Annotated in this window: 17 protein-coding genes; 14 read left to right on the top strand and 3 right to left on the bottom strand. The window is 67.6% G+C overall.

Features of this window, described 5'->3' with window-relative positions; all coding sequences use genetic code 11:
- The first annotated feature begins 26 nt into the window (after positions 1 to 26).
- From GPX89_RS06705 to GPX89_RS06720, 4 genes are all read left to right on the top strand, one after another.
- Positions 27 to 1700 carry an AMP-binding protein gene (locus GPX89_RS06705; protein ID WP_157355739.1) on the top strand — a complete coding sequence of 558 codons (1674 nt, stop codon included), beginning with the start codon at positions 27 to 29 and terminating at the stop codon, positions 1698 to 1700.
- A 71-nt stretch (positions 1701 to 1771) separates the two neighbouring features.
- Entirely contained in the window at positions 1772 to 2620 is an 849-nt protein-coding gene (locus GPX89_RS06710; protein WP_235946678.1) for a lysophospholipid acyltransferase family protein, read from the top strand.
- 179 nt (positions 2621 to 2799) lie between these two features.
- Positions 2800 to 3945 (top strand): acyl-CoA dehydrogenase family protein, encoded by a 1146-nt coding sequence (locus GPX89_RS06715; protein WP_328601575.1) that lies wholly within the window; start codon positions 2800 to 2802, stop codon positions 3943 to 3945.
- Between the two features lie 478 nt (positions 3946 to 4423).
- On the top strand, positions 4424 to 5359 hold the full coding sequence (locus GPX89_RS06720) for an alpha/beta fold hydrolase (RefSeq protein WP_157355743.1): 936 nt from the start codon (positions 4424 to 4426) through the stop codon (positions 5357 to 5359).
- Here the strand turns inward: GPX89_RS06720 and GPX89_RS06725 are convergent.
- Positions 5336 to 6118, bottom strand: coding sequence for an RNA ligase family protein (locus tag GPX89_RS06725; protein ID WP_157355745.1), 783 nt, complete (start codon positions 6116 to 6118; stop codon positions 5336 to 5338). The genes GPX89_RS06720 and GPX89_RS06725 overlap by 24 nt on opposite strands.
- Before the next feature lie 117 nt (positions 6119 to 6235).
- Between GPX89_RS06725 and GPX89_RS06730 the strand changes: the two genes are divergently transcribed.
- Together GPX89_RS06730 and GPX89_RS06735 are read left to right on the top strand one after the other, a co-directional pair.
- The gene (locus GPX89_RS06730; protein WP_157355747.1) at positions 6236 to 6790 is read left to right on the top strand and encodes a PadR family transcriptional regulator; all 555 of its coding nucleotides are present in this window, start codon (positions 6236 to 6238) and stop codon (positions 6788 to 6790) included.
- A gap of 395 nt (positions 6791 to 7185) precedes the next feature.
- Positions 7186 to 8967: a sulfatase gene (locus tag GPX89_RS06735; RefSeq protein WP_157355749.1), complete on the top strand. Its 1782-nt coding sequence runs from the start codon at positions 7186 to 7188 to the stop codon at positions 8965 to 8967.
- Between the two features lie 138 nt (positions 8968 to 9105).
- Here the strand turns inward: GPX89_RS06735 and GPX89_RS06740 are convergent, their stop codons facing one another.
- A complete protein-coding gene (locus GPX89_RS06740; RefSeq protein WP_157355751.1) occupies positions 9106 to 9429 on the bottom strand; it encodes a DUF202 domain-containing protein in 324 nt (107 codons plus the stop codon).
- Positions 9426 to 9770 carry a YidH family protein gene (locus tag GPX89_RS06745; RefSeq protein WP_157355753.1) on the bottom strand — a complete coding sequence of 115 codons (345 nt, stop codon included), beginning with the start codon at positions 9768 to 9770 and terminating at the stop codon, positions 9426 to 9428. The genes GPX89_RS06740 and GPX89_RS06745 overlap by 4 nt, the downstream gene beginning before the upstream one ends.
- A 97-nt stretch (positions 9771 to 9867) precedes the next feature.
- Here GPX89_RS06745 and GPX89_RS06750 point away from each other — a divergent pair, with 97 nt between their 5' ends.
- The 8 genes from GPX89_RS06750 (at position 9868) to GPX89_RS06785 (ending at position 19105) form a co-directional block, all read left to right on the top strand.
- Positions 9868 to 10842 (top strand): formylglycine-generating enzyme family protein, encoded by a 975-nt coding sequence (locus GPX89_RS06750; protein ID WP_328601576.1) that lies wholly within the window; start codon positions 9868 to 9870, stop codon positions 10840 to 10842.
- Positions 10843 to 10899: 57 nt separating this feature from the next.
- Entirely contained in the window at positions 10900 to 11466 is a 567-nt protein-coding gene (locus tag GPX89_RS06755) for a PadR family transcriptional regulator (protein WP_157355755.1), read from the top strand.
- Positions 11467 to 11534: 68 nt separating this feature from the next.
- Positions 11535 to 13100 carry a sulfatase family protein gene (locus tag GPX89_RS06760; protein ID WP_157355757.1) on the top strand — a complete coding sequence of 522 codons (1566 nt, stop codon included), beginning with the start codon at positions 11535 to 11537 and terminating at the stop codon, positions 13098 to 13100.
- Between the two features lie 17 nt (positions 13101 to 13117).
- Positions 13118 to 13408, top strand: a complete 291-nt coding sequence (locus tag GPX89_RS06765; protein ID WP_157355759.1) for a hypothetical protein — start codon at positions 13118 to 13120, stop codon at positions 13406 to 13408.
- A 58-nt stretch (positions 13409 to 13466) separates the two neighbouring features.
- Positions 13467 to 14867, top strand: coding sequence for an MFS transporter (locus tag GPX89_RS06770; RefSeq protein WP_157355761.1), 1401 nt, complete (start codon positions 13467 to 13469; stop codon positions 14865 to 14867).
- Positions 14864 to 17314: a beta-glucosidase H gene (locus tag GPX89_RS06775; RefSeq protein ID WP_157355763.1), complete on the top strand. Its 2451-nt coding sequence runs from the start codon at positions 14864 to 14866 to the stop codon at positions 17312 to 17314. The genes GPX89_RS06770 and GPX89_RS06775 overlap by 4 nt, the downstream gene beginning before the upstream one ends.
- 307 nt (positions 17315 to 17621) lie before the next feature.
- On the top strand, positions 17622 to 18332 hold the full coding sequence (locus tag GPX89_RS06780) for a hypothetical protein (RefSeq protein ID WP_157355765.1): 711 nt from the start codon (positions 17622 to 17624) through the stop codon (positions 18330 to 18332).
- A gap of 26 nt (positions 18333 to 18358) precedes the next feature.
- On the top strand, positions 18359 to 19105 hold the full coding sequence (locus GPX89_RS06785) for a hypothetical protein (RefSeq protein ID WP_157355766.1): 747 nt from the start codon (positions 18359 to 18361) through the stop codon (positions 19103 to 19105).
- Positions 19106 to 19136: the final 31 nt, after the last annotated feature.

A 19136-nucleotide genomic window follows, 5' to 3' on the forward strand; every position in this document is an offset into this window, starting at 1 on the left:
CTCGGCATATGGAAGGCGATTCGGACATGACGGACCTATCGGCAGCGCCGGTCGAGCGGCGCGCGGATATCGCGACGCTGTTGCTGGACCGGCTCGGTGACCAGCGACTCGGACTGCGCACCCGCGAGCGGGACTGGACGTGGGACGCGGTGGTGCGCGAGTCGGCCGCGCGCGCTGAACTGGCGCGGGAACTGCGGCGCGAGGGCCCCTTTCACATCGGAGTGTTGTTGGACAACGTGCCCGATTTCGTCTTCTGGCTGGGGGCCGCCGCACTGTCGGGCGCGACCGTGGCCGGTATCAATCCGACGCGCGGAAACACCCAGCTGGCCGCCGACATCCGCTATGTGGACTGCCAGCTGATCGTCACCGACGCGGCCGGAATGGGCCGCTTGCGGGCCCTGGAGCTGGATCTCGCACCCGACCGGTTCCTGCTCGTGGACGACCCGGCCTACCTCGACCGCGTCGCCGCGCACCGCACCGAGCCGGTCGCGCACGCGGGCCCGGAAGCCTTGCTGCTGTTGCTGTTCACCTCCGGCACCACGGGCACCTCCAAGGCGGTCAAGTGCACGCAGCGCCGCCTGGCGGCGATCGCCTATGGGGCGTCGGACAAGTTCGGTCACCTCCGCGCGGACGTCGACTACTGCTGCATGCCGTTGTTCCACGGCAACGCCATCATGGCGCTGTGGGCTCCCGCGCTGGCCAACGGCGCGACGGTCTGCCTGACCCCGAAGTTCTCCGCCTCCGGATTCCTCTCGGACGTCCGGTATTTCGGCGCGACCTTCTTCACCTATGTCGGCAAGGCCCTCGGCTACCTGCTGGCGACCCCGGAGGCTCCCGACGACGCCGACAACACCCTGGTCCGAGGGTTCGGCACCGAGGCGTCCGTGGCCGATCAGGCCGACTTCCGCCGCCGCTTCGGCGCGGAGCTGTTCGAGGGCTACGGCTCCAGCGAGGGTCCGGCCCTGGCGGCCCTCGACCCGCAGGCGCCGCCGTCCGCACTGGGCCGACCGGCGCATCCCGGTGTGGCCGTGGTGAATCCGGAGACCCTCAACGATTGCGCGCGAGCCGTGCTGGATGAATACGGTCGCGTCACCAATCCCGACGAAGCGGTCGGCGAGATGATCGACAAGGCGGGCGCGCTCGTCTTCGAAGGCTATTACAAAAACGATGCCGCGGATGCCGAGCGTTTGCGGAACGGCTGGTATTGGACCGGCGATCTCGGATATATCGACGAAGCGGGATTTCTCTATTTCGCCGGACGCAAAGGCGACTGGCTGCGCGTGGACGGCGAGAACACCTCCACGCTGTTGATCGAACAGGTGATTCGACGCCATCCCGCGGTCATCGCCGCCGCCGTCTACGGCGTGCCCGATCCACGCTCGGGCGATCAGGTGATGGCGGCCGTTGAGGTCGCCGACCCGGCCGTCTTCGAGGTGGCCGAGTTCGCCGAATTCCTCAGTGCCCAAGATGATCTCGGCAGCAAGGGCGCGCCCCGGCTGTTGCGGGTCTCGGCCGAGCTGCCGGTCACGGGATCGAACAAGGTGCTCAAACGCCAACTGCAGCAGCAGCGTTGGCACACCGACGAGCCGATCTACCGCTGGGCCGGTCGCGGCAAGCCGGAGTACGAGCCATTTACTGAAACAGACAAATTCCAACTGAAGGCGGAGTTCGCCACTTTCGGACGGGGGAACTTGTTCTAACCCTCGGTCTGTGACCTGCAAGAGCTTTCGTTACGATGCTGTTATCGCAGCTCTGGCAGGGAGGGTTTGTTTTGAATACGCAAGAAACGCTGAGCGACGGCGCACCGCTGCATGTCGATCTCACCGAGACCGATCGCCGCATCATCGATCTGCTCATCGCGCCGTCGCGCGCCTGGTTCAGCCCGCGCTTCTACGGCATGGAGAATTTCCCGCTCGAGGGCCCGGTGCTGCTCGTGGGCAATCACTCGCTCGCGGGCGGCACCGACGCGCCGCTGCTCGCGCACGAGATTCTCGTCCAACACGACCGGCTGGTGCGGGGGCTCGCCGAGAATGTGCTGATCGACGTACCGGGTCTGCGAGATGTGTTGCACCGCTGGGGAATCGTGCGCGGCAACCGCCGCAACTGCACCACGCTGCTGGAGAAGGGTGAGGCCGTCGCGGTGTTCCCGGGCGGCGGTCGCGAGGCCATGCGCGGCAAGGGGCAGAAGTACCAGTTGCTGTGGGAGGGCCGTACCGGCTTCGCCAAGATGGCGATCCAGACCGGCGCGCCCATCGTCCCGATCGCCATGGTCGGCGGTGACGACATCTACGACATCGTCTTCGACGGCGACCATCCGGTCATGCTGCCGCTGCGCAAGGCGGTCGAGGGTCTGGGCCTGCGCTCGAACCTGACCCCGCCGCTCATCCGCGGACTCGGCCCGACCCTGATCCCCAAGCCGGAACGCTTCTACTACGCGCTCGGAACGCCCATCGACGTCAGCCCATGGCGTGACGCCGAGGATCTCGACGAAGCCGCCGGCGAGCTTCAGGTCGTGGTGAAGAAGGCCCTCGAAGGTGAACTCGACTTCCTGCTGGCCGAGCGCGACCGTGACCGCGGTCGCAGCCTGCTGGGCCGCACCCTGGGCCGCTTCGGCCTGTGAGCCTCACTCTGACTTCTCGGTAGGTTTACCGAAGTTCAGGCTCTCCGTTCCGCGACGTCAATGGCGACTGTCGCAGTTCGGACCACTTTCTCGCCCCGCGAAGTTAACCTCCGTTCGACTTTCGAGTACCGTATTGGGCACCGGCGATGGTGCCGATGTGGTCACTGTAGGAGGTTGGCGTGGAGCGCACCCTTTTCGAACCCGAACACGAGCTGTTCCGGGAGTCGTTCCGTAAGTTTCTCGATCAGCATGTGGCTGCCCATCACGAGCAGTGGGAGCACGACGGCATCGTCGATCGCTCGGTCTGGCTCGAGGCCGGCAAGCAGGGATTCCTCGGCATGGCGGTGCCGGAGGAGTTCGGCGGCGGGGGTGTGAAGGATTTCCGGTACAACGCCATCGTGACCGAGGAGGTCACCAAGGGCATGTACTCCGGGCTGGGTTTCGGTCTGCACAATGACGTGATCGCGCCCTACCTGCTGGAACTGGCCAACGAGGAGCAGAAGCAGCGCTGGCTGCCCGGCTTCTGTTCCGGTGAGATCATCACCGCCATCGCCATGACCGAGCCCGGCACCGGCTCGGATCTGCAGGGCATCAAGACCCGCGCGGTGCGCGACGGCGACGACTGGATCCTCAACGGCTCCAAGACGTTCATCACCAACGGCATCAATGCCGACATCGTGATCGTGGTCGCCCAGACCGATCCGGCCAAGGGCGCGATGGGCTTCTCGCTGCTCGTGGTCGAGCGCGGCATGCCCGGTTTCGAACGCGGCCGCAACCTGGACAAGATCGGCCTCAAAGCGCAGGACACCGCGGAGCTGTCCTTCGCCGACGTCCGCGTCCCCGGCAAGAACCTGCTCGGCACCGAGGGGCAGGGCTTCATCCACCTGATGCAGAACCTCCCGCAAGAGCGCCTGTCCATCGCCGTCATGGCCGCCGCCGCCATGGAGGGCTGCCTGGACCTCACCTGCCAGTACGTCCGTGACCGCAAGGCGTTCGGCAAACCCATTGGCGCACAGCAGAACACGCGCTTCGTGCTGGCCGAGCTGGCCACCAAGACCACCGCGGTGCGCGTCTTCACCGACCGCTGCATCGAGCTGCTGAACCAGGAGAAGCTGACCGTCGAAGAGGCGGCCATGGCCAAGTGGTGGTCCACCGAGGAACAGCTCGACCTCATCACCAAGTGCCTGCAGCTGCACGGCGGCTACGGCTATATGCGCGAATACCCGATCGCCAAGGCCTACATGGACGCTCGCGTCCAGACCATCTACGGCGGCACCACCGAGATCATGAAGGAGATCATCGGCCGCAGCCTGAAACTCGCCTGACCGGAGGCGGTTCCCTAGCGACAGTTCGGACAGAGCGGAGCGACAGTTCGGACATAGCGGTCGGAAACTACAGTTCTTCTGTAGTCGACTGTGCCACCAGGTAATTTGTGGGTTGGACCGGTTGCGGTGCACCGTCTCCACGGCGTTTCCGGTCCTCTCGCGGCGTGCGTTCCAGCAAAACCCGCTGCAGACTCTTCGGGATCGGTGCACGGAGAAGGGCCGATGAGTCTTCTCGGCCGCACCGCCGCCGGTCTTTTCGCCGGGGGTGCGTGGATGTCGCACGATGGACCATGTCGCGCCCTCGGCTGCCCGTGAGGTGCGCGAAGCCTACGACGCTCGCGCGCGGCGGCCCACCCGCGTGCGATGCCCGCTCTCCTCCCGGTGAGTCCGGAATTTATATGTAACGCACGGTAGCGTAAATATTGATCAGCGTGACATGCTGTAGCGGCAAACTTGTGCCCCGAGAGGTGTGGTGTCAATGGCGACCCATGGATCCGTTCCCGAGCCCGCGGGAAATCCGGGCCGAATCAGCGCTTTTCACCGCGATGGATTGACTTTCCCCGTGGTCGATTCCGGCCCGATCGAGGGCGAGTCGGTGTTGTTGCTGCACGGCTGGCCCCAGGACTCCCGAAGCTGGAGCGAAGTCTCGGACCTGCTGAATCAGGCTGGGTTCCGGACGTTTTCGCCCGATCTGCGCGGTGCCAGCGCTACCGCGGCCCCGCGCTGGCGATGGCAGTACCGGCTCGACGAGCTGGCGGCGGACGTGCTGGCGATGATCGATCGGATCGGGCAGCCGGTGCACGTCGTCGGCCATGACTGGGGAGCGGCCGCGGCCTGGGCGACCGCGATCGTGGCGGGGGATCGGCTGCTCTCGCTGTCGGCGCTGTCGGTGCCGCATCCGGGCGCGTTCGCGCGGGCGATGCTCACCACCCGGCAAGGTTTGGCGTCGTGGTACATGTACTTGTTCCAGCTGCCGCTGATGCCCGAGATCGTGCTCCGGACAAAGCTTTTCGGACAGTTGTTGCGGAAGACGGGCCAGTCGGACTCGGTTTCGCGGCGCGATGCCGAGCGGGTGCGGGACCGGGTGATCGCACGCGGTGGGCTGCACTGGTATCGCGGCATGCCGTTCTCCGATCCGCGCATCGTGCGCGGCCGTGTCGCCGTCCCCGTATTACAGGTGTGGAGCGACGGCGACACGGCAATCCTCGAATCCGGCATCGAGCTGACAGCCCGCTATGCCGACGGTCCGTTCCGGCTCGAGGTGCTGCCGGGGGTATCGCACTGGATTCCCGAGGAAGCGCCCGAGGCGGTGTCCCGACTGCTCATCGAGCATTTTCGTGCGAACGGGCGAGGCGAAGAGCCACTGCCGCACGAGCTTTCGACGAGGTCGTCAGCGCCGACCCGACGGACGTAGGCGGCGCAGGGTGCGCTCGTAGTCCTCGACGCGCGCCTTGGCGATGACCGAACGATCCGGGCTGCGCAGCACGATGCCCTCGGGGCGGCCGCCCGCGCCGCCGTCGAGGGCGCTGCGGGTGGTGGGCAGCTCGGTGGCGAGGAAGTCCCGGGTGGCGGTCAGCTCGCCCGGCAGGTCCGCGCCGTCGAGGGTGAAAAGCCTTGGGGTGATCTCGATTCCGGCTACGCGTGCGGCGTCGAGCAGTTCGGGTTCGGGCAGGAAGTACTGGCCGCCGGATTCCCGCCAGGCCGAGATCCGGGCGACGGGCTGATCCAGGATCGCCTCGACGTCGCGCAGCTCGAGCACATCGAACAAGCGGTAGCCCACGCTCCGCTCACCGGTGTACTGGGTGCTCGCGGCGGTGACCTTGCCGCCGTACAGCTCGAGGAAGTACACCCGGACCCGATCCTCGACCGCGCTCAGCGACTCGGCGAGCTCGCGCAGCGCCGCGACGATCCCCAGCGCCGGGTTGGCGATGAGATCGCCGCGGGCGTGGAGCAGTTCCTCGCGGCTGCCCAGCAGCCAGCTGCCGTCGGGCAGCAGCACGATGCGCGCGTTGGTGCCGTCGATCTTCTCGGTACCGATCACCGGCCCGGTGAAGGCGGTCACCGTCTCGGTGAGGGACCCCTTCTCGCCCAGCTGGTGGTAGGTCTGGATGGACGGGTACTTGGTAGCGCTGTTGATCGCCTCCAGGTTCGCGGCGCGCACATCGAAATTCATCGTTGCATGGTGCTGGTCGCGGTTACCGGGCGTCCACGCATTTTCGGCCGCCCGGTACCCGCGCCGCGCACGGGTCATGGCGTCGGTGATAGCTGAGTGGGCACATAAGGTGGGGGCATGCTCGAAACCGTGATCCTCGGGATGCTGGCGCTGCGCCCGCTGTCCGGTTATGACCTCGGCAAGTGGATGGACGGCCCGGGCCGGTTCATCGGCTACCGGGTGACTCTGCCTCAGGTGTACCGGACGCTGGCCAAGATGGGAGAGCGGGGTTTGGTCGCCTTCCAGGTCGACCCGCGCGAAGGCAAACCCGATGCCAAGATCTACACGCTCACCACCGCGGGTAAGGCGGCGTTGCTGGAGTGGGCCCACTCGCCGTACGAGCCCGCCCCGCGTCCGATGGATCCCGACTTCATGTTGCGGTTCCTGTTGGGCGGCATGTTCGGTCGCGACATCGCCGTCGAGGTCCTGCGCGCCGAGCTCGACTACCGTCGCGAGCAGGTGCGCAACCCCACCCGGGTCGGCGAACTGTCCGCGGCTTTCGCGCCCATCGACGAGGTCGACCCGCAGTGGGCCGCACAGGTTCTCGCGGCCGGGCATGAACAAGGTCGTGCCTCCACGGCCGCCTACATCGGCTGGTTGGAGGTCACACTCGCGGATTTCGAGAACCGCTGACGAGCTCGGGCCGGGCGGTCGGGGTGGTCCTGGCACATCACAGAATCTCCACCGGCCGTCATTTCGCCTCGTCGTCGGCGACGCACCGGATGGTCGGGTGACGTTCGGGGCCTCGACGAAGGAGTACATCGATGGCGTCCGCGCCGTTCACCGCGAGGATCTTGTCCACGACCGTGGTGAAGTAGTCGACCGATTCCGAGATCGGCCGGTCGGAGTCGTAGTCGGGGCCGCCGCGATCGCGAGGGCGATACCGATCCGGTGCGGCATTCCCATGTGAAACTCCTCAGTCATATCTGTGTCAGCAGTCATCGGTGAGCCGAAGATGACGCTTGTTTGCGTCCGGTTGATATGTTCGAATGTACATATCGTAGACAGTCTCGGAAAGGACCTGCCCGATGCGCGCGATCATGGTCATGTTCGACAGTCTCAATCGGCACCTGCTACCGCCTTACGGCGCGGACTGGACGCACGCACCCAACTTCGCGCGGCTGGCCGAGCGCACCGCGACCTTCGACAACTGCTGGGCCGGATCCATGCCGTGTATGCCCGCCCGCCGCGAAATCCACACGGGCAGACACAATTTCCTGCATCGCAGCTGGGGGCCGCTGGAGCCGTTCGATGACTCCATGCCGGAATTGTTGAAGCGCGCGGGTGTTCACACGCATCTGGTTACCGATCACCCGCACTACTGGGAGGACGGCGGAGCCACCTATCACCCGCGTTACAGCAGTTTCGAGTTCTTTCGCGGCCAGGAGGGGGACCCGTGGAAGGCGCATGTCGCCGATCCGGCGAATCCGGCCGATCTCAAACGCATCCGGCGCGCGTCCTACCGGCAGGATCTGGTCAACCGGCAGTACATGGACACCGAGGAGCGGCATCCGCAAACTCTGACCTTCGACGCGGGCCTGGAATTCCTGCGCACCAACGCCGATCAGGACCGCTGGTTCCTGCAGATCGAGGGCTTCGACCCACACGAGCCGTTCTTCACCCACCAGCGGTACAAGGACCTCTACCCGCACGACTACGACGGCCCGCGCTTCGACTGGCCCGACTACAAGCCGGTGACCGAAACCGCGCAGCAGGTCCAGCACGCCCGCTACGAGTACGCCGCACTGCTGTCGATGTGCGACCACTCGCTGGGCCGGGTGCTCGACTTCATGGACGAGCGGGCGATGTGGAACGACACCATGCTCATCGTGTGCACCGACCACGGATTGCTGCTCGGTGAAAAGGACTGGTGGGGCAAGAGCATTCAGCCCTGGTTCAACGAACTCGTGCATCTGCCGCTGTTCGTGTGGGACCCGCGCCACGGCGTCACCGGCGAACGGCGCGAGTCCCTCGTCCAGACCATCGATCTCGCGCCGACACTGCTCGAATTCTTCGGCGTCGAACCCACCGCCGACATGCAGGGCAAGCCGCTACCGGTCGCCGCCGATGAATCGATCCACGACGGCGCGCTTTTCGGTATTTTCGGCGGGCACGTCAATGTCACCGACGGCCGCTACGTCTACATGCGCGCCCCGGCCTCACCCGAGAACACGCCGCTGGACGAATACACCCTGATGCCCACCCATATGAACAGCCGCTTCTCGACCGACGAACTCGCGAATATCGCACTGGCCGAGCCCTTCTCGTTCACCAAGGGTGTGCGCACCCTGCGGATCCCCGGCCGCACCTTCATCGACGCCTACCAGTTCGGCACCCTGCTGTTCGATCTGGAAACCGATCCGGAACAACGCAACCCGATCGTCGACGACTCGCAGGAACTCCGCATGGCCGGACTGCTCGCGGACCTGATGCGCGCGAATGACGCCCCGCCCGGGCAGTTCACCCGGCTCGGACTACCCGTGACCGGCCCGGTCGCCATGGAACACCTGCTGGTCCGCGCCCAGCGCGAACAAGCCGAACGGGCGGCCGAACCGCTGCCCCGTCCGGAGGACTTCCCCGACAGTCGCCTGTCGGTGGTCACGCCGATTCACGAACTGCTCGCCGACCGGGTCGCCGGAGACATACTGCGGCAACGACTTCCGATGCTCGCCGACACCGAGATGCTCCAGGTCTTCGGCACGGCCTCCCTGCTCGACCTGGCGGCGCTGGTCCGGCGGATCATCACCCCGGACCTGCTGCGCGCCGTCGCCGACGATCTGTCCGCCCTGGATGTCCCGGCGCCGCGCTGACCCGCTCCCGGTCTTCACACGCGCCTGCCGGGGTGTCGCTGTCTCGGTGGATATTCCGGCGGGCGGACGTTTGTGGAAGCGAACACCGGATCGGCGCTCGGATGCTGCGGAGCGAGTTGTCGGTCGGTCGCCTCGGCTTCAGTGCGTCATGACGGCCGACAGCGTGCACGCCGTCGTCGCGAGCGCGACCGTGCCGGCGGTAACCAGGAGGGGCACGGAGGTGTGGTGGATACCCCTGCGCAGCAAGCGATTGCGGTGCCAGCCGAGTATCGAGACCAAAAGCATGAGTGCCGCCGCCACCGCCGCCGAACCGGCGGCGGGCGCGTGGTCCGCGACCACGGCGGAGCGGGTGAGCAGGGCTGCGAGGGCGGCGCAGGAGGCGGCGGTGCGTCGCCAGGCGAGGGCGGTGCGCTCGGCGGCCAGTCCGGCGTCGCGGTCCCCGGTTCCGATCGGTTCGGTCACGACAGCACGACGGCCGCGGCGGCGAGCACGGAGATCACGGTCATGCCGGCTCCGAGGATCGGCGCAGGGCCCGGACCGGGCAGTGCCGCACCGGCTCGCATGGCGCGCTCCACCGCACACCAGCGGCGGTACGAGCCGATCGATAGGAGGAAGGCCATGGCGATGCAGACGAGCACGGCCGCGCGCAGCAGGCCCGCCGCGCCCAGCGGCTCCACGAGGGTGTGCACGGCGACGGCTCCGGCCAGCAGTCCGAGGGCAGTGCGGATCCAGGCCAGGAAGGTGCGTTCATTGGCGAGGGTGAATCGGTAGTCGATCGGTTCGGGGTGCTCGTCGGACTTCATCGCGATCACTTTCTTCGGTCAGCCGCCGTGAATTCAACCCCCCGCTATGTACCCTGGAACATAAGAGGGCAACGAGTCAAACCCGAGGAGGGTGACAGTGGACGACAACGAATCGAGGCCGCGCTGCTGCGCGCCGAGCCGGAGTGGGAGTGCGGTGGAGGCTTCCCCGGGCGTCGGTGGCGGGCAACGGTTACCGGTTGCCGCCGGTGCCGTCGACGTCACGGGCATGATCGGCTTGCCGGGCGGTGAATTCCTCATGGGCACCGAGGACGGTGCCGGTTATCCGAACGATGGCGAGGGGCCGGTGCGTCCGGTTCGTGTGAGCCCATTCCTGATCGACGCCTGCGCGGTTTCCAACGATCGTTTCGCGGCCTTCGTCGCGGCGACCGGCTACCGCACCGAGGCGGAGCGTCTGGGCTGGTCCTATGTCTTCGCGGGGTTCCTGACCGCCGCCCTGCGGCGCGCCGCCCCGCGTCCGGAACGCACGCCGTGGTGGTGCGGCGTGGACGGGGCGAGCTGGGATCACCCGGAAGGCCCCGGCAGCGATCTGGCCGAGCGCGGCGATCATCCGGTCGTCCACGTGTCCTGGAACGACGCCCGGGCGTACTGCGACTGGGCGGGCAAGCGGCTGCCGACCGAGGCCGAGTGGGAGTACGCGGCGCGGGGCGGCCTGGTGCAGGCGCGCTATCCGTGGGGCGACGAACTCGATCCCGGGGGTGAATACCGGTGCAATATCTGGCGCGGCACGTTCCCCGTCAAGAACACCGCCGCCGACGGCTACCGCGGCACCGCACCCGTGAACGCGTTCGCGCCCAACGGATTCGGCCTCTACAACACCTGCGGCAACGTATGGGAATGGTGCGCCGACCGGTGGGGTACCGGGCACGGCGCGGGACCGCTGGTGGATCCGGCGGGACCCGCGGCCGGCTCGGACCGGCTGATCCGCGGCGGTTCGCACATGTGCCACGACTCCTACTGCTTCCGCTACCGGGTCGCCGCCCGCTCGGCCAATTCTCCCGACTCCTCGGCGGGGCACACCGGTTTCCGATGCGCGTTCACGGTTGCTTCTTGACATCGTCCCTTCGATTGGGGATTGTGATTCGTATATTCCTAGGAACATAGGAGACCGATGCAGCTCGATTACGTGATCCTGGGCGCGCTGGCACTGGGCCGCTACTCCGGATACGACCTGCGCCGCTGGATGGAAGGCCCCGGCCGGTATATCGGCTACGGCGTGCAGCTACCGCAGATCTACCGCCGCCTGGGCAAGCTGGTCGAGCACGGCTGGGTGGAATTCGACATCGACCCACGCGAGGGCCGCCCCGACGCCAAGATCTACACGTTGACCGACGCGGGACGCGAGGTGCTGTTGGACTGGGCGCGTTCACCGTTCGAGCCGTCACCGCGGCCGAAGGATCCGGATTTCATGCTGCGCCTGATCTTCGCGGGCCAGTTGGATCGCGAGATCGCCATCGACATCGTCCGCACCGAGCTGGAATACCGCCGCAAACACGACAACCTCTCCGCGGCGACGCCGTTTCCCGCCGAATACGAGCCGCAGATCCCGGAGCTGGATCCGGAGTGGGCGCGCGAGATACAGACCATGGCACACGAACACGGGTATGCCTCCACCGCGAGTTATATCGCCTGGCTCGAGCTGACGCTCGCGCGACTGGAGGCCGGCCGCGCGAACTGAGCACGGTCGACGGGGGGATTGCTTTCCGACGGGGGTTGTCGGCCATATCTTTTCGAGGAACCGCACCCATGCGCATCATCTATGTCGATGTCGACACCTTGCGTGCCGATCACACCACCCCCTACGGCTACCACCGCCCGACCACACCGAATCTGCAACGGCTGGCCGACAAGTCGGTGGTCTTCGACCGCTACTACTGCTCGGATTCGCCGTGCATGCCCTCGCGCACCGCGCTCACCAGCGGACAGTTCGGCATCACCAATGGTGTGATCGGCCACTTCGGACCCGCCGCGCAGTTCCGCCTGGACGCCGGTCACGGTCCCGAGCCCGACCGGCCGCTGCTGGGTCAGCTGCTCCAGTTCGGCGGCTATCACACCGCCGCGGTGTCGGTGTTCGCCGAACGCCACCGCGCCTACTACTTCCACGGCAATTTCCGCGAATCCATTCGTGCGACACCGAATTGGGGTGACGAGGACGCCGCCGACGTCAACCGCGCCGCCATCGACTGGATTCGCCGCCACGCCGACCGGGACAACTGGTATCTGCATCTGACCTACTGGGAACCGCACACCAACTACACCCAGCCGGTCGAGTGGACCGACAAGATGGCGGAGTCGGGTCCGGTGCAAGAGTGGCCCGATGCCGAGACGATCGCCGCGCACGCCGAAATCTACGGTCCGCGAAGCGCTTTGGATCTCAACTATTCGCTCATGGGTGACGGGCGTTCGCCGGTGCCGCACAATATGCCCGACAACATCACCTCCCGCGCGGATTTCGAGCACCTGATCAACGGCTTCGACGGCGCGATCGCCTACTGGGACCATCACTTCGGTCAACTGGTGGCCACCCTCGAGCAGCTGGGCATCGCGGGGGAGACCGCGATCATCGTCAGCGCCGACCACGGAGAATCCTTCGGCGAGAACGGTTCCTACGCCGAACACGGCCTCGCCAACGAGCCCACCCACCGCCTGCCGCTGGTCTTCTACTGGCCCGGCGTCACCGACGACCTCCCGGCCGACGCGCGCCGCAATGACGCCCTGCTCTACAACATCGACTACGCACCGACCGTGTGCGAATTGCTCGGATTGCCGAAACCAGCAGGCTGGCAGGGGGAATCGTTCGCACCGGCGGTGCGTGGTGAATCCCTGGATTCCCGCGATTACCTGGTGCTGGGCCACGGCGCGCACACCTACCAGCGCGCTGTGCGCACTCGCGATCACCTCTACATCCGCACCTATCACCCCGGCGCCTTCCGCGCCGAATGGGAACAACTCTTCGACGTCACGAAGGACCCGTACCTCACCACGGATCTCCTGGACTCCGAACCCGAACTCGCCACCGCCATGCGAGCCCGTCTCGCCGAATGGCACTACACCTACGCCGGACACCCCGGCGCACTGCCGGATCCGATGCAGACCACCCTGCAGACCGGTCCCACCTACTACAACGACCCGGCCACCTACGCGCGCCACCTGCGCGAGACCGGCCGCGCCCACCTCGCCGACGACCTCGAGGCGCGCCTGACGACCGCGGCCGTGCCGGTCTCCTGGCACGCCCCCGACCGCCCCCGCACCGCGCAACTCGCCGCCCGCTGGGGCGAACTCGCCCGCGCCTTCGCGCAGCCGCGGCGCTGACAGCCGCGGAATCCGACATGACCCACGCCCGCGCGGTGCACCCACCGGACCTGTACCCGCCCGCCGTCGCGGTCTCCGTTTCCGCGGAGGGACGCAGCGGCGTGATGTCCGAGGCTCCGGTGCGGCCTGCACCCCGGCCCAGGGCGCTCACCGCCATCGGGAAGCTCACGCCGAGGCAGCGCTGGAACGCCGCGCGAGTGCCCATGGCCTCGCGTGGCGGATACGGGCGAGCCATCGGCCGCCGTCCCGAGACGTTCCCATACGACGAAAAGAACACCCATGCAGCAGTTTTCATTCAGGCCCGGTGAGGTTGCACCGTCCGGGTCGTTCGCGGACGCGGCACCGGCGGACGCCGGACCGTCCGCGATGGCCGATGCGGGCGGATCGATCGGCACGTCCGCCATGCCGGTTGCGGCCGCATCGCCCGGACCCGACGGACATGCCGACACGGACGTGCCCGCCGATACCGCGTCCCCGGGCGAGAACCGCCGCGCCTGGCGGCAGCTGGCGCTGCTGAGCGGGCTGATCAGTATGGACAACAGCGAGGGCGCGGTGATGTCCACGCTGTTTCCCGCGGTGCGGGCGGCGCTGGATCTGAAGCTGTCGGCGCTGGGAAACATGCTGGCGGTCAGCAAGATCCTGACCATGATCTTCGGCCCGATCTGGGTGGCCGTGGCGGTGCGATACGGGCGCAAGCGGATCCTGGTGGTGTTCTGCGGATTGTGGGGTGTGTGGTCGGTCGCGGCCGGGTGCTCGCAGAACTACGCGCAGCTGTTCGCGTTGTATTCGATTGCCGCCGTGGGCTTCGCGGCGGGTGGTCCGCTGATCAACGGCATCCTGTCGGACCTGTTCCCGGATCGGCGTCGAGGCCGTGCGGCGGGCTGGCTCTATGCCGGATTCGCGGTGACCGGCGCGATCCTCACGCCGCTGTTCGGTCAGCTCTCACGGGTCGAGAACGGCTGGCGTTATGGCTTTTTCATCGTCGGCGCGGTCACCATCGGCTGCGGTCTGCTGGTGTGGCGGTATTTCGTCGATCCGCGCATCGGAGCGGCCGACGGAGTGGCGCACGCACCGGTCGCCGCCACCCCCGGCCGCCGACAGGTGCTGGCGGCGTTGCGCTCCCGCACCCTGTGGGTGATCATGGCGCAGCGGGTCACCACCCCGCAGTTGGCCTTCCTGAGTTTCGGCGTCGTCTTCATGGTCGACGTCCGGCATTTCAGCACCGCACAGGCCGCACTGGTCAGCCCGGTCGCGATGCTCATGTACGTGGTCGGCACCGTGCTCGGCGGTTACGTCGGCGACCGCGCCGGCGCCCGGTTCCCCGGCGGCGGGCGCGTGGCGGTGTGGCAGGCGTCGGTGCTGGCATGGGCGGCGGCGACCGCCTTGGCCACCCAGATCCGATGGCCCTCGATCTGGGTGTACGCGATCATGTTCGCGATGGTGGGCCTGACGCAGGGTTTCGGCCCGGGCAGCAACCGCCCGATCCTGACCTCGGTGACCCGTCCCGAATTACGCAGTGCCGCCTTCTCTTTGCTCCTCAGTGCGGAGGCCCTGGGTTGGGCTGCCGGCACCGTGCTGATCGGCTACGCCGGCGACGCGTTCGGCCTGCGGGCGGCGGTGCTCTGGCTGGCCGTGGTGACCTCCCTGGCCAACGGACTGCTCATGACCCTCCTCTACCGGCCATACCGGCGCGAATCCGCCGCACTCACCGCCGAATTGGCCGCTGAGCGCGCCTGCGACGCCCCTACTGGAAAGCACACCGAATGACTGTCTCCGACACCACCACCGGATATTCGGCCATCGTCGAATCCGCGTTGGCCGCATTGGACCTCGACGACAAGGCAGCGTTGTTGGCGGGGCAGGACCTGTGGTCGCTGCGCGCGCTGCCCAAGATCGGGCTGCGCTCGCTGGTGATGTCCGACGGGCCGGTCGGAGTCCGGGGCGGCGGGTGGAGCGCGGACGATCCCTCGCTCACGCTGCCCAGTCCGACCGCGCTGGCCGCGACCTGGGATCCGGAGCTGGCGCGCCGCGCCGGGCAGGTGCTGGCCGCCGAGGCGCACCGCAAGGGCGTGCACATGCTGCTCGCGCCGACCATCAATCTGCATCGATCCCCGGTGGGCGGCAGGCATTTCGAGGCGTACTCGGAGGACCCGCTGCTCACCGCCGCCATCGGCGCGGGCTATGTGACCGGTGTGCAGGAATGCGGCGTCGCGGCGACCATCAAGCATTTCGTCGCCAATGACGCCGAGACCCAGCGCTTCACCGTGAACAACGAGGTCTCCGAACGCGCGTTGCGAGAGTTGTATCTCGCGCCGTTCGAGGAGATCATCGCGACCGCGCGGCCGTGGGCCCTGATGTCGGCCTACAACGGAGTAAACGGCGTCACCATGACCGAAAACGGTGCCCTGCAAGTCGATCTGCTGCGCCGGGAATGGGGCTACGACGGCGTCGTGGTCTCGGACTGGCTCGCCGCGCGCGACACCGTCGGCGCGGTGGTGGGCGGTACCGATATCGCCATGCCCGGTCCCTACACGGTGTTCGGCGCGGCACTCGCGCTGGCCGTGCGGGAGGGGCGGGTGGCCGAGGCGACGGTGGACGACGCCGTTCGCCGGGTGCTGCTGCTGGCAGCGCGGTTGGGGCTGCTCGATGGCGCCGAGCCCGCGGTTGCTGGTGCGGCGCGACCCACGCCGCCGGACGGCATCGAGACCGCGCGGGAGCTGGCTGCCCGTTCGATGGTGCTGCTGCGCAACGAGAACCGGGTGCTTCCGCTGTCGGACCGGGTCGGCTCGATAGCGTTGATCGGCAGTGCGGCCCGGGACGCGCGAGTGCTCGGGGGCGGATCGGCGACGGTGTTCCCAGCCCGGGTGGTGTCACCGCTGGACGGACTGCGCGCCGCACTGCCGGAAGGTGTGGTGACCTACACGGTCGGCGCCGACCCCAACCAGGGGCTCGAGCTCGCCGGCGGCGGGTTCGACCTGCGGGCGATCCTCCGCGATGCGGAGGGCTGGGTGCTTGCCGAACAGCCGCTGACTGTCGCCCGGGTGCGCTGGACGGACAATGCGCTACCTGGCGGAGCGGACTACGACGCGGTGGCGTCGGTGGAGATCGTCGGCACCTTCACCCCGCGCGAATCCGGTCCGCACGAATTCGGCCTCGGCGGCCTCGGCGCGTTCCGGCTCGCCGTCGCCGATCGGGAGTTGTTCGACGGCGTGCACGAATTGCCCGAGCATGCAGATCCTTTCGAGGCGCTCACCGGCCCGCCGACTCCGCACGGTTCGGTGATGCTGACCGCCGGTGAACCGGTGCCGGTCAGTCTGTTGAACACCACGCCGCAGGGCGCGATCGGCCCGATCCGGGGCATCAGCTTCACGCTGGCCATGCGCGAACCGCGCCTCGACGACGACACCCTGATCGAGGAAGCCGTCGCCGCCGCTGCCGTCGCCGATATCGCGGTCGTCGTGGTCGCGACCACGACCGCGCAGGAGAGTGAGGGCTTCGACCGCGCCGATCTGCGACTGCCGGGTCGGCAGGATGAACTCGTGACCCGGGTCGCCGCCGTCAATCCGCGCACCGTGGTGGTGGTCAACAGCGGATCACCGGTCGAGATGCCTTGGCGGGACGAGGTTTCCGCGATCCTGCTGAGCTGGTTCCCGGGCCAGGAGGGCGGTGCCGCATTGGCGGACGTGCTGCTGGGCCGCACCGAACCCGGCGGTCGGCTGCCGACCACCTGGCCCGTCCGGCTGGCCGACGCGCCGGTCCGCGAGGTGACCCCCGAAGACGGTGTATTGCGTTATGACGAAGGAATTTTCATCGGATACCGAGCCTGGCAGCGGCACGATATCGCACCGGCCTACCCGTTCGGTCACGGACTCGGCTATACCGATTGGCATTACGAGTCCATCGAGACATCCGACCGCACAGTGCGAATCAGATTGCGCAATACCGGATCTCGGCCCGGTCGGGAAGTCGTTCAAATCTATCTCGCACCGTCCGAACCCGATGATCGTCGACCACGAAACTGGCTGGCCGATTTCACCGTGGCAGCCGCGGAACCCGGCGAGACAACCGAACTCACCCTGACATTGCCCGACCGCGCCTTCCGGATCTGGGACGAGACCAGCGGCGCATGGCAATTCGTACCCGGCCGCTACCGGGTGCACGCCGGGCGCAGCAATACCGATCTGAGGATATCCGCCGTGACCGACATCGTCTGAGCCTCTCATAGCGCGAAAGACCAACCCGCCGAACGCATCAGCGTCGGCGGGCAGTCTGCGTTGTGCGTGTATTTCGCGACGGAAATCGATTGAAAAAGCCTCGAGAAAACGCTGGCAGAACGAGCGTTAAGTCGGCTAGTGTCTCAAATCACGAAGACGGCGGATCGTAATGACGGTCACAAGCCGAGGCCTCAGTGCCGGAACGTGATTCGCGCTTCGTAGCCGATTCCCGCACTCGCGGGCCCAGTCATCGACCGACGGTCTCCCCCTGCGAACCGCGGCCGGTGCGTGAGATGAGGAAACACGCATGAACATTCGCCTCGCAACCCTGACCACGGCCGTCGTGGCCGCCGGCGTCGTCGGAGCCGCCGCCACCGCCACCGCGGCCCCGGAAACCGCGCCACCGGCCGTCGGCTACCACTCCGACCTCGACGGCAATGCTGTGGTCACGACGCTCACCGACGGCAGCTTCGCATTGTCGGGGGACCGGCAGTCGGTCGCGATCCGTGACATCGCGGGCAGGACCATCGAGAGCCTGCCGCTGTCCTTCACCCTCGACGGCCAGCACCTGCCGCTGGTGCAACAGATCGCCGATGACGGCCGCACTTTGCGCCTGCTGCCGGATCTCACCACGCTGGACCGCACCGCGCTGAAGCCGGTCGCGTCGCCGGTGGAGAACCAGCTGGCCATGAACGACCTCATCAACTCCGTCAGCCTGGGCACCTCGATCGGCAGCCTCATCGGCACCGCCATCGGCGCGGTCGCGGGAATCGGCGTCGGTGTCGCGGTGGCCGGCGCCTCCTGTCTGGCGCTGAGCCTGGGCTGCGTGATCACCGCGCTGCCGATCATCAGCTTGGTCGCCGCGGCCGGCGGTCTGGCCGGACTGGTTCTCGGCGGCGGTCCGACCGCCATCGCCGCCGCTCTGACGTACTTCTCCGTCATGCAGGCCGCGCCCGGCACCAGCAAGTACGCGCCGTACGTGCAGGGCAGGACCGGCGACCCGGCCCCCGCGAACTGACCGCGACAACCAGCAGGGATAACGGAATGAAGCTTCGCACAACAGCTTTCGCGGCACTGACCGCGGCGGGCGCGATGACGATCGCTGCGGCTCCCGCCCATGCCGACGAGGGCCCGGGAGTGCGCTATCGCGCGGGCGTGGTGGGTGACTCGGCGGTCACCGTGCTCGACGACGGCACTTTCGCGCTCGCCCCGGATGCGGGATCGGTACTCGTCCGTGATGCCGGTGGCAACCAAATCCTGTCATTGCCTTTGACTTTCGATCTGGACGGGACCCCGCACCCGATTCTGCAACAGATCAGCGCCGACGGTCACCGCCTGGCGCTGACCCCGGATACCGGCCTGCGCCCGGTGGCTTCTCCCATGGAGAACCAGAAGGCGCTCGACGAATTCGCCGGGAACATGAGCACCGGCACCCTGGTCGGCACCGTCGGCGGATTCGTGGTCGGCGCGGTGGTCGGCGCGGCGATCGGGCTGGGCTCCTGCCTGATCGTCGGCCCCGGCTGCCTGGCCACCGCCCCGGCCGCCATCATGGCCTTCGCGGGCGGCGGCATGCTGGTGGGCACCCTCGGGCTGGGCGGCGCGGCGCTGGTCAACGGGGCGTGGAAATACCTCACCACCCTGCAGGCCGCGCCGGGGCAGAGCGCCTACGCGGACAAGGACGGCCTGCTGGTGCCGGACGGCACCGATGTCCCGAACGCCAACCTGCGTATCCCGCCGCTCCCGCTCAAGCCGCTGATCAGCGGTTCCTCCAGCGGCTCCGGCCACCACTGACCGGCTGACGCGATGCCCGTCCCGCGGCCCC

The sequence above is a fragment of the Nocardia terrae genome, assembly GCF_009760405.1.
GTDB classification, from domain to species: Bacteria; Actinomycetota; Actinomycetes; order Mycobacteriales; family Mycobacteriaceae; genus Nocardia; species Nocardia terrae.

Bases quoted from the DNA above. Each gene is read 5' to 3' on its own strand.
- GPX89_RS06705 (WP_157355739.1), top strand. From the start codon at position 27: ATGACGGACCTATCGGCAGCGCCGGTCGAGCGGCGCGCGGATATCGCG.
- GPX89_RS06720 (WP_157355743.1), top strand. From the start codon at position 4,424: ATGGCGACCCATGGATCCGTTCCCGAGCCCGCGGGAAATCCGGGCCGA.
- GPX89_RS06725 (WP_157355745.1), bottom strand. From the start codon at position 6,118: ATGAATTTCGATGTGCGCGCCGCGAACCTGGAGGCGATCAACAGCGCT.
- GPX89_RS06730 (WP_157355747.1), top strand. From the start codon at position 6,236: ATGCTCGAAACCGTGATCCTCGGGATGCTGGCGCTGCGCCCGCTGTCC.
- GPX89_RS06735 (WP_157355749.1), top strand. From the start codon at position 7,186: ATGCGCGCGATCATGGTCATGTTCGACAGTCTCAATCGGCACCTGCTA.
- GPX89_RS06745 (WP_157355753.1), bottom strand. From the start codon at position 9,770: ATGAAGTCCGACGAGCACCCCGAACCGATCGACTACCGATTCACCCTC.
- GPX89_RS06755 (WP_157355755.1), top strand. From the start codon at position 10,900: ATGCAGCTCGATTACGTGATCCTGGGCGCGCTGGCACTGGGCCGCTAC.
- GPX89_RS06760 (WP_157355757.1), top strand. From the start codon at position 11,535: ATGCGCATCATCTATGTCGATGTCGACACCTTGCGTGCCGATCACACC.
- GPX89_RS06765 (WP_157355759.1), top strand. From the start codon at position 13,118: ATGACCCACGCCCGCGCGGTGCACCCACCGGACCTGTACCCGCCCGCC.
- GPX89_RS06770 (WP_157355761.1), top strand. From the start codon at position 13,467: ATGGCCGATGCGGGCGGATCGATCGGCACGTCCGCCATGCCGGTTGCG.
- GPX89_RS06775 (WP_157355763.1), top strand. From the start codon at position 14,864: ATGACTGTCTCCGACACCACCACCGGATATTCGGCCATCGTCGAATCC.
- GPX89_RS06780 (WP_157355765.1), top strand. From the start codon at position 17,622: ATGAACATTCGCCTCGCAACCCTGACCACGGCCGTCGTGGCCGCCGGC.
- GPX89_RS06785 (WP_157355766.1), top strand. From the start codon at position 18,359: ATGAAGCTTCGCACAACAGCTTTCGCGGCACTGACCGCGGCGGGCGCG.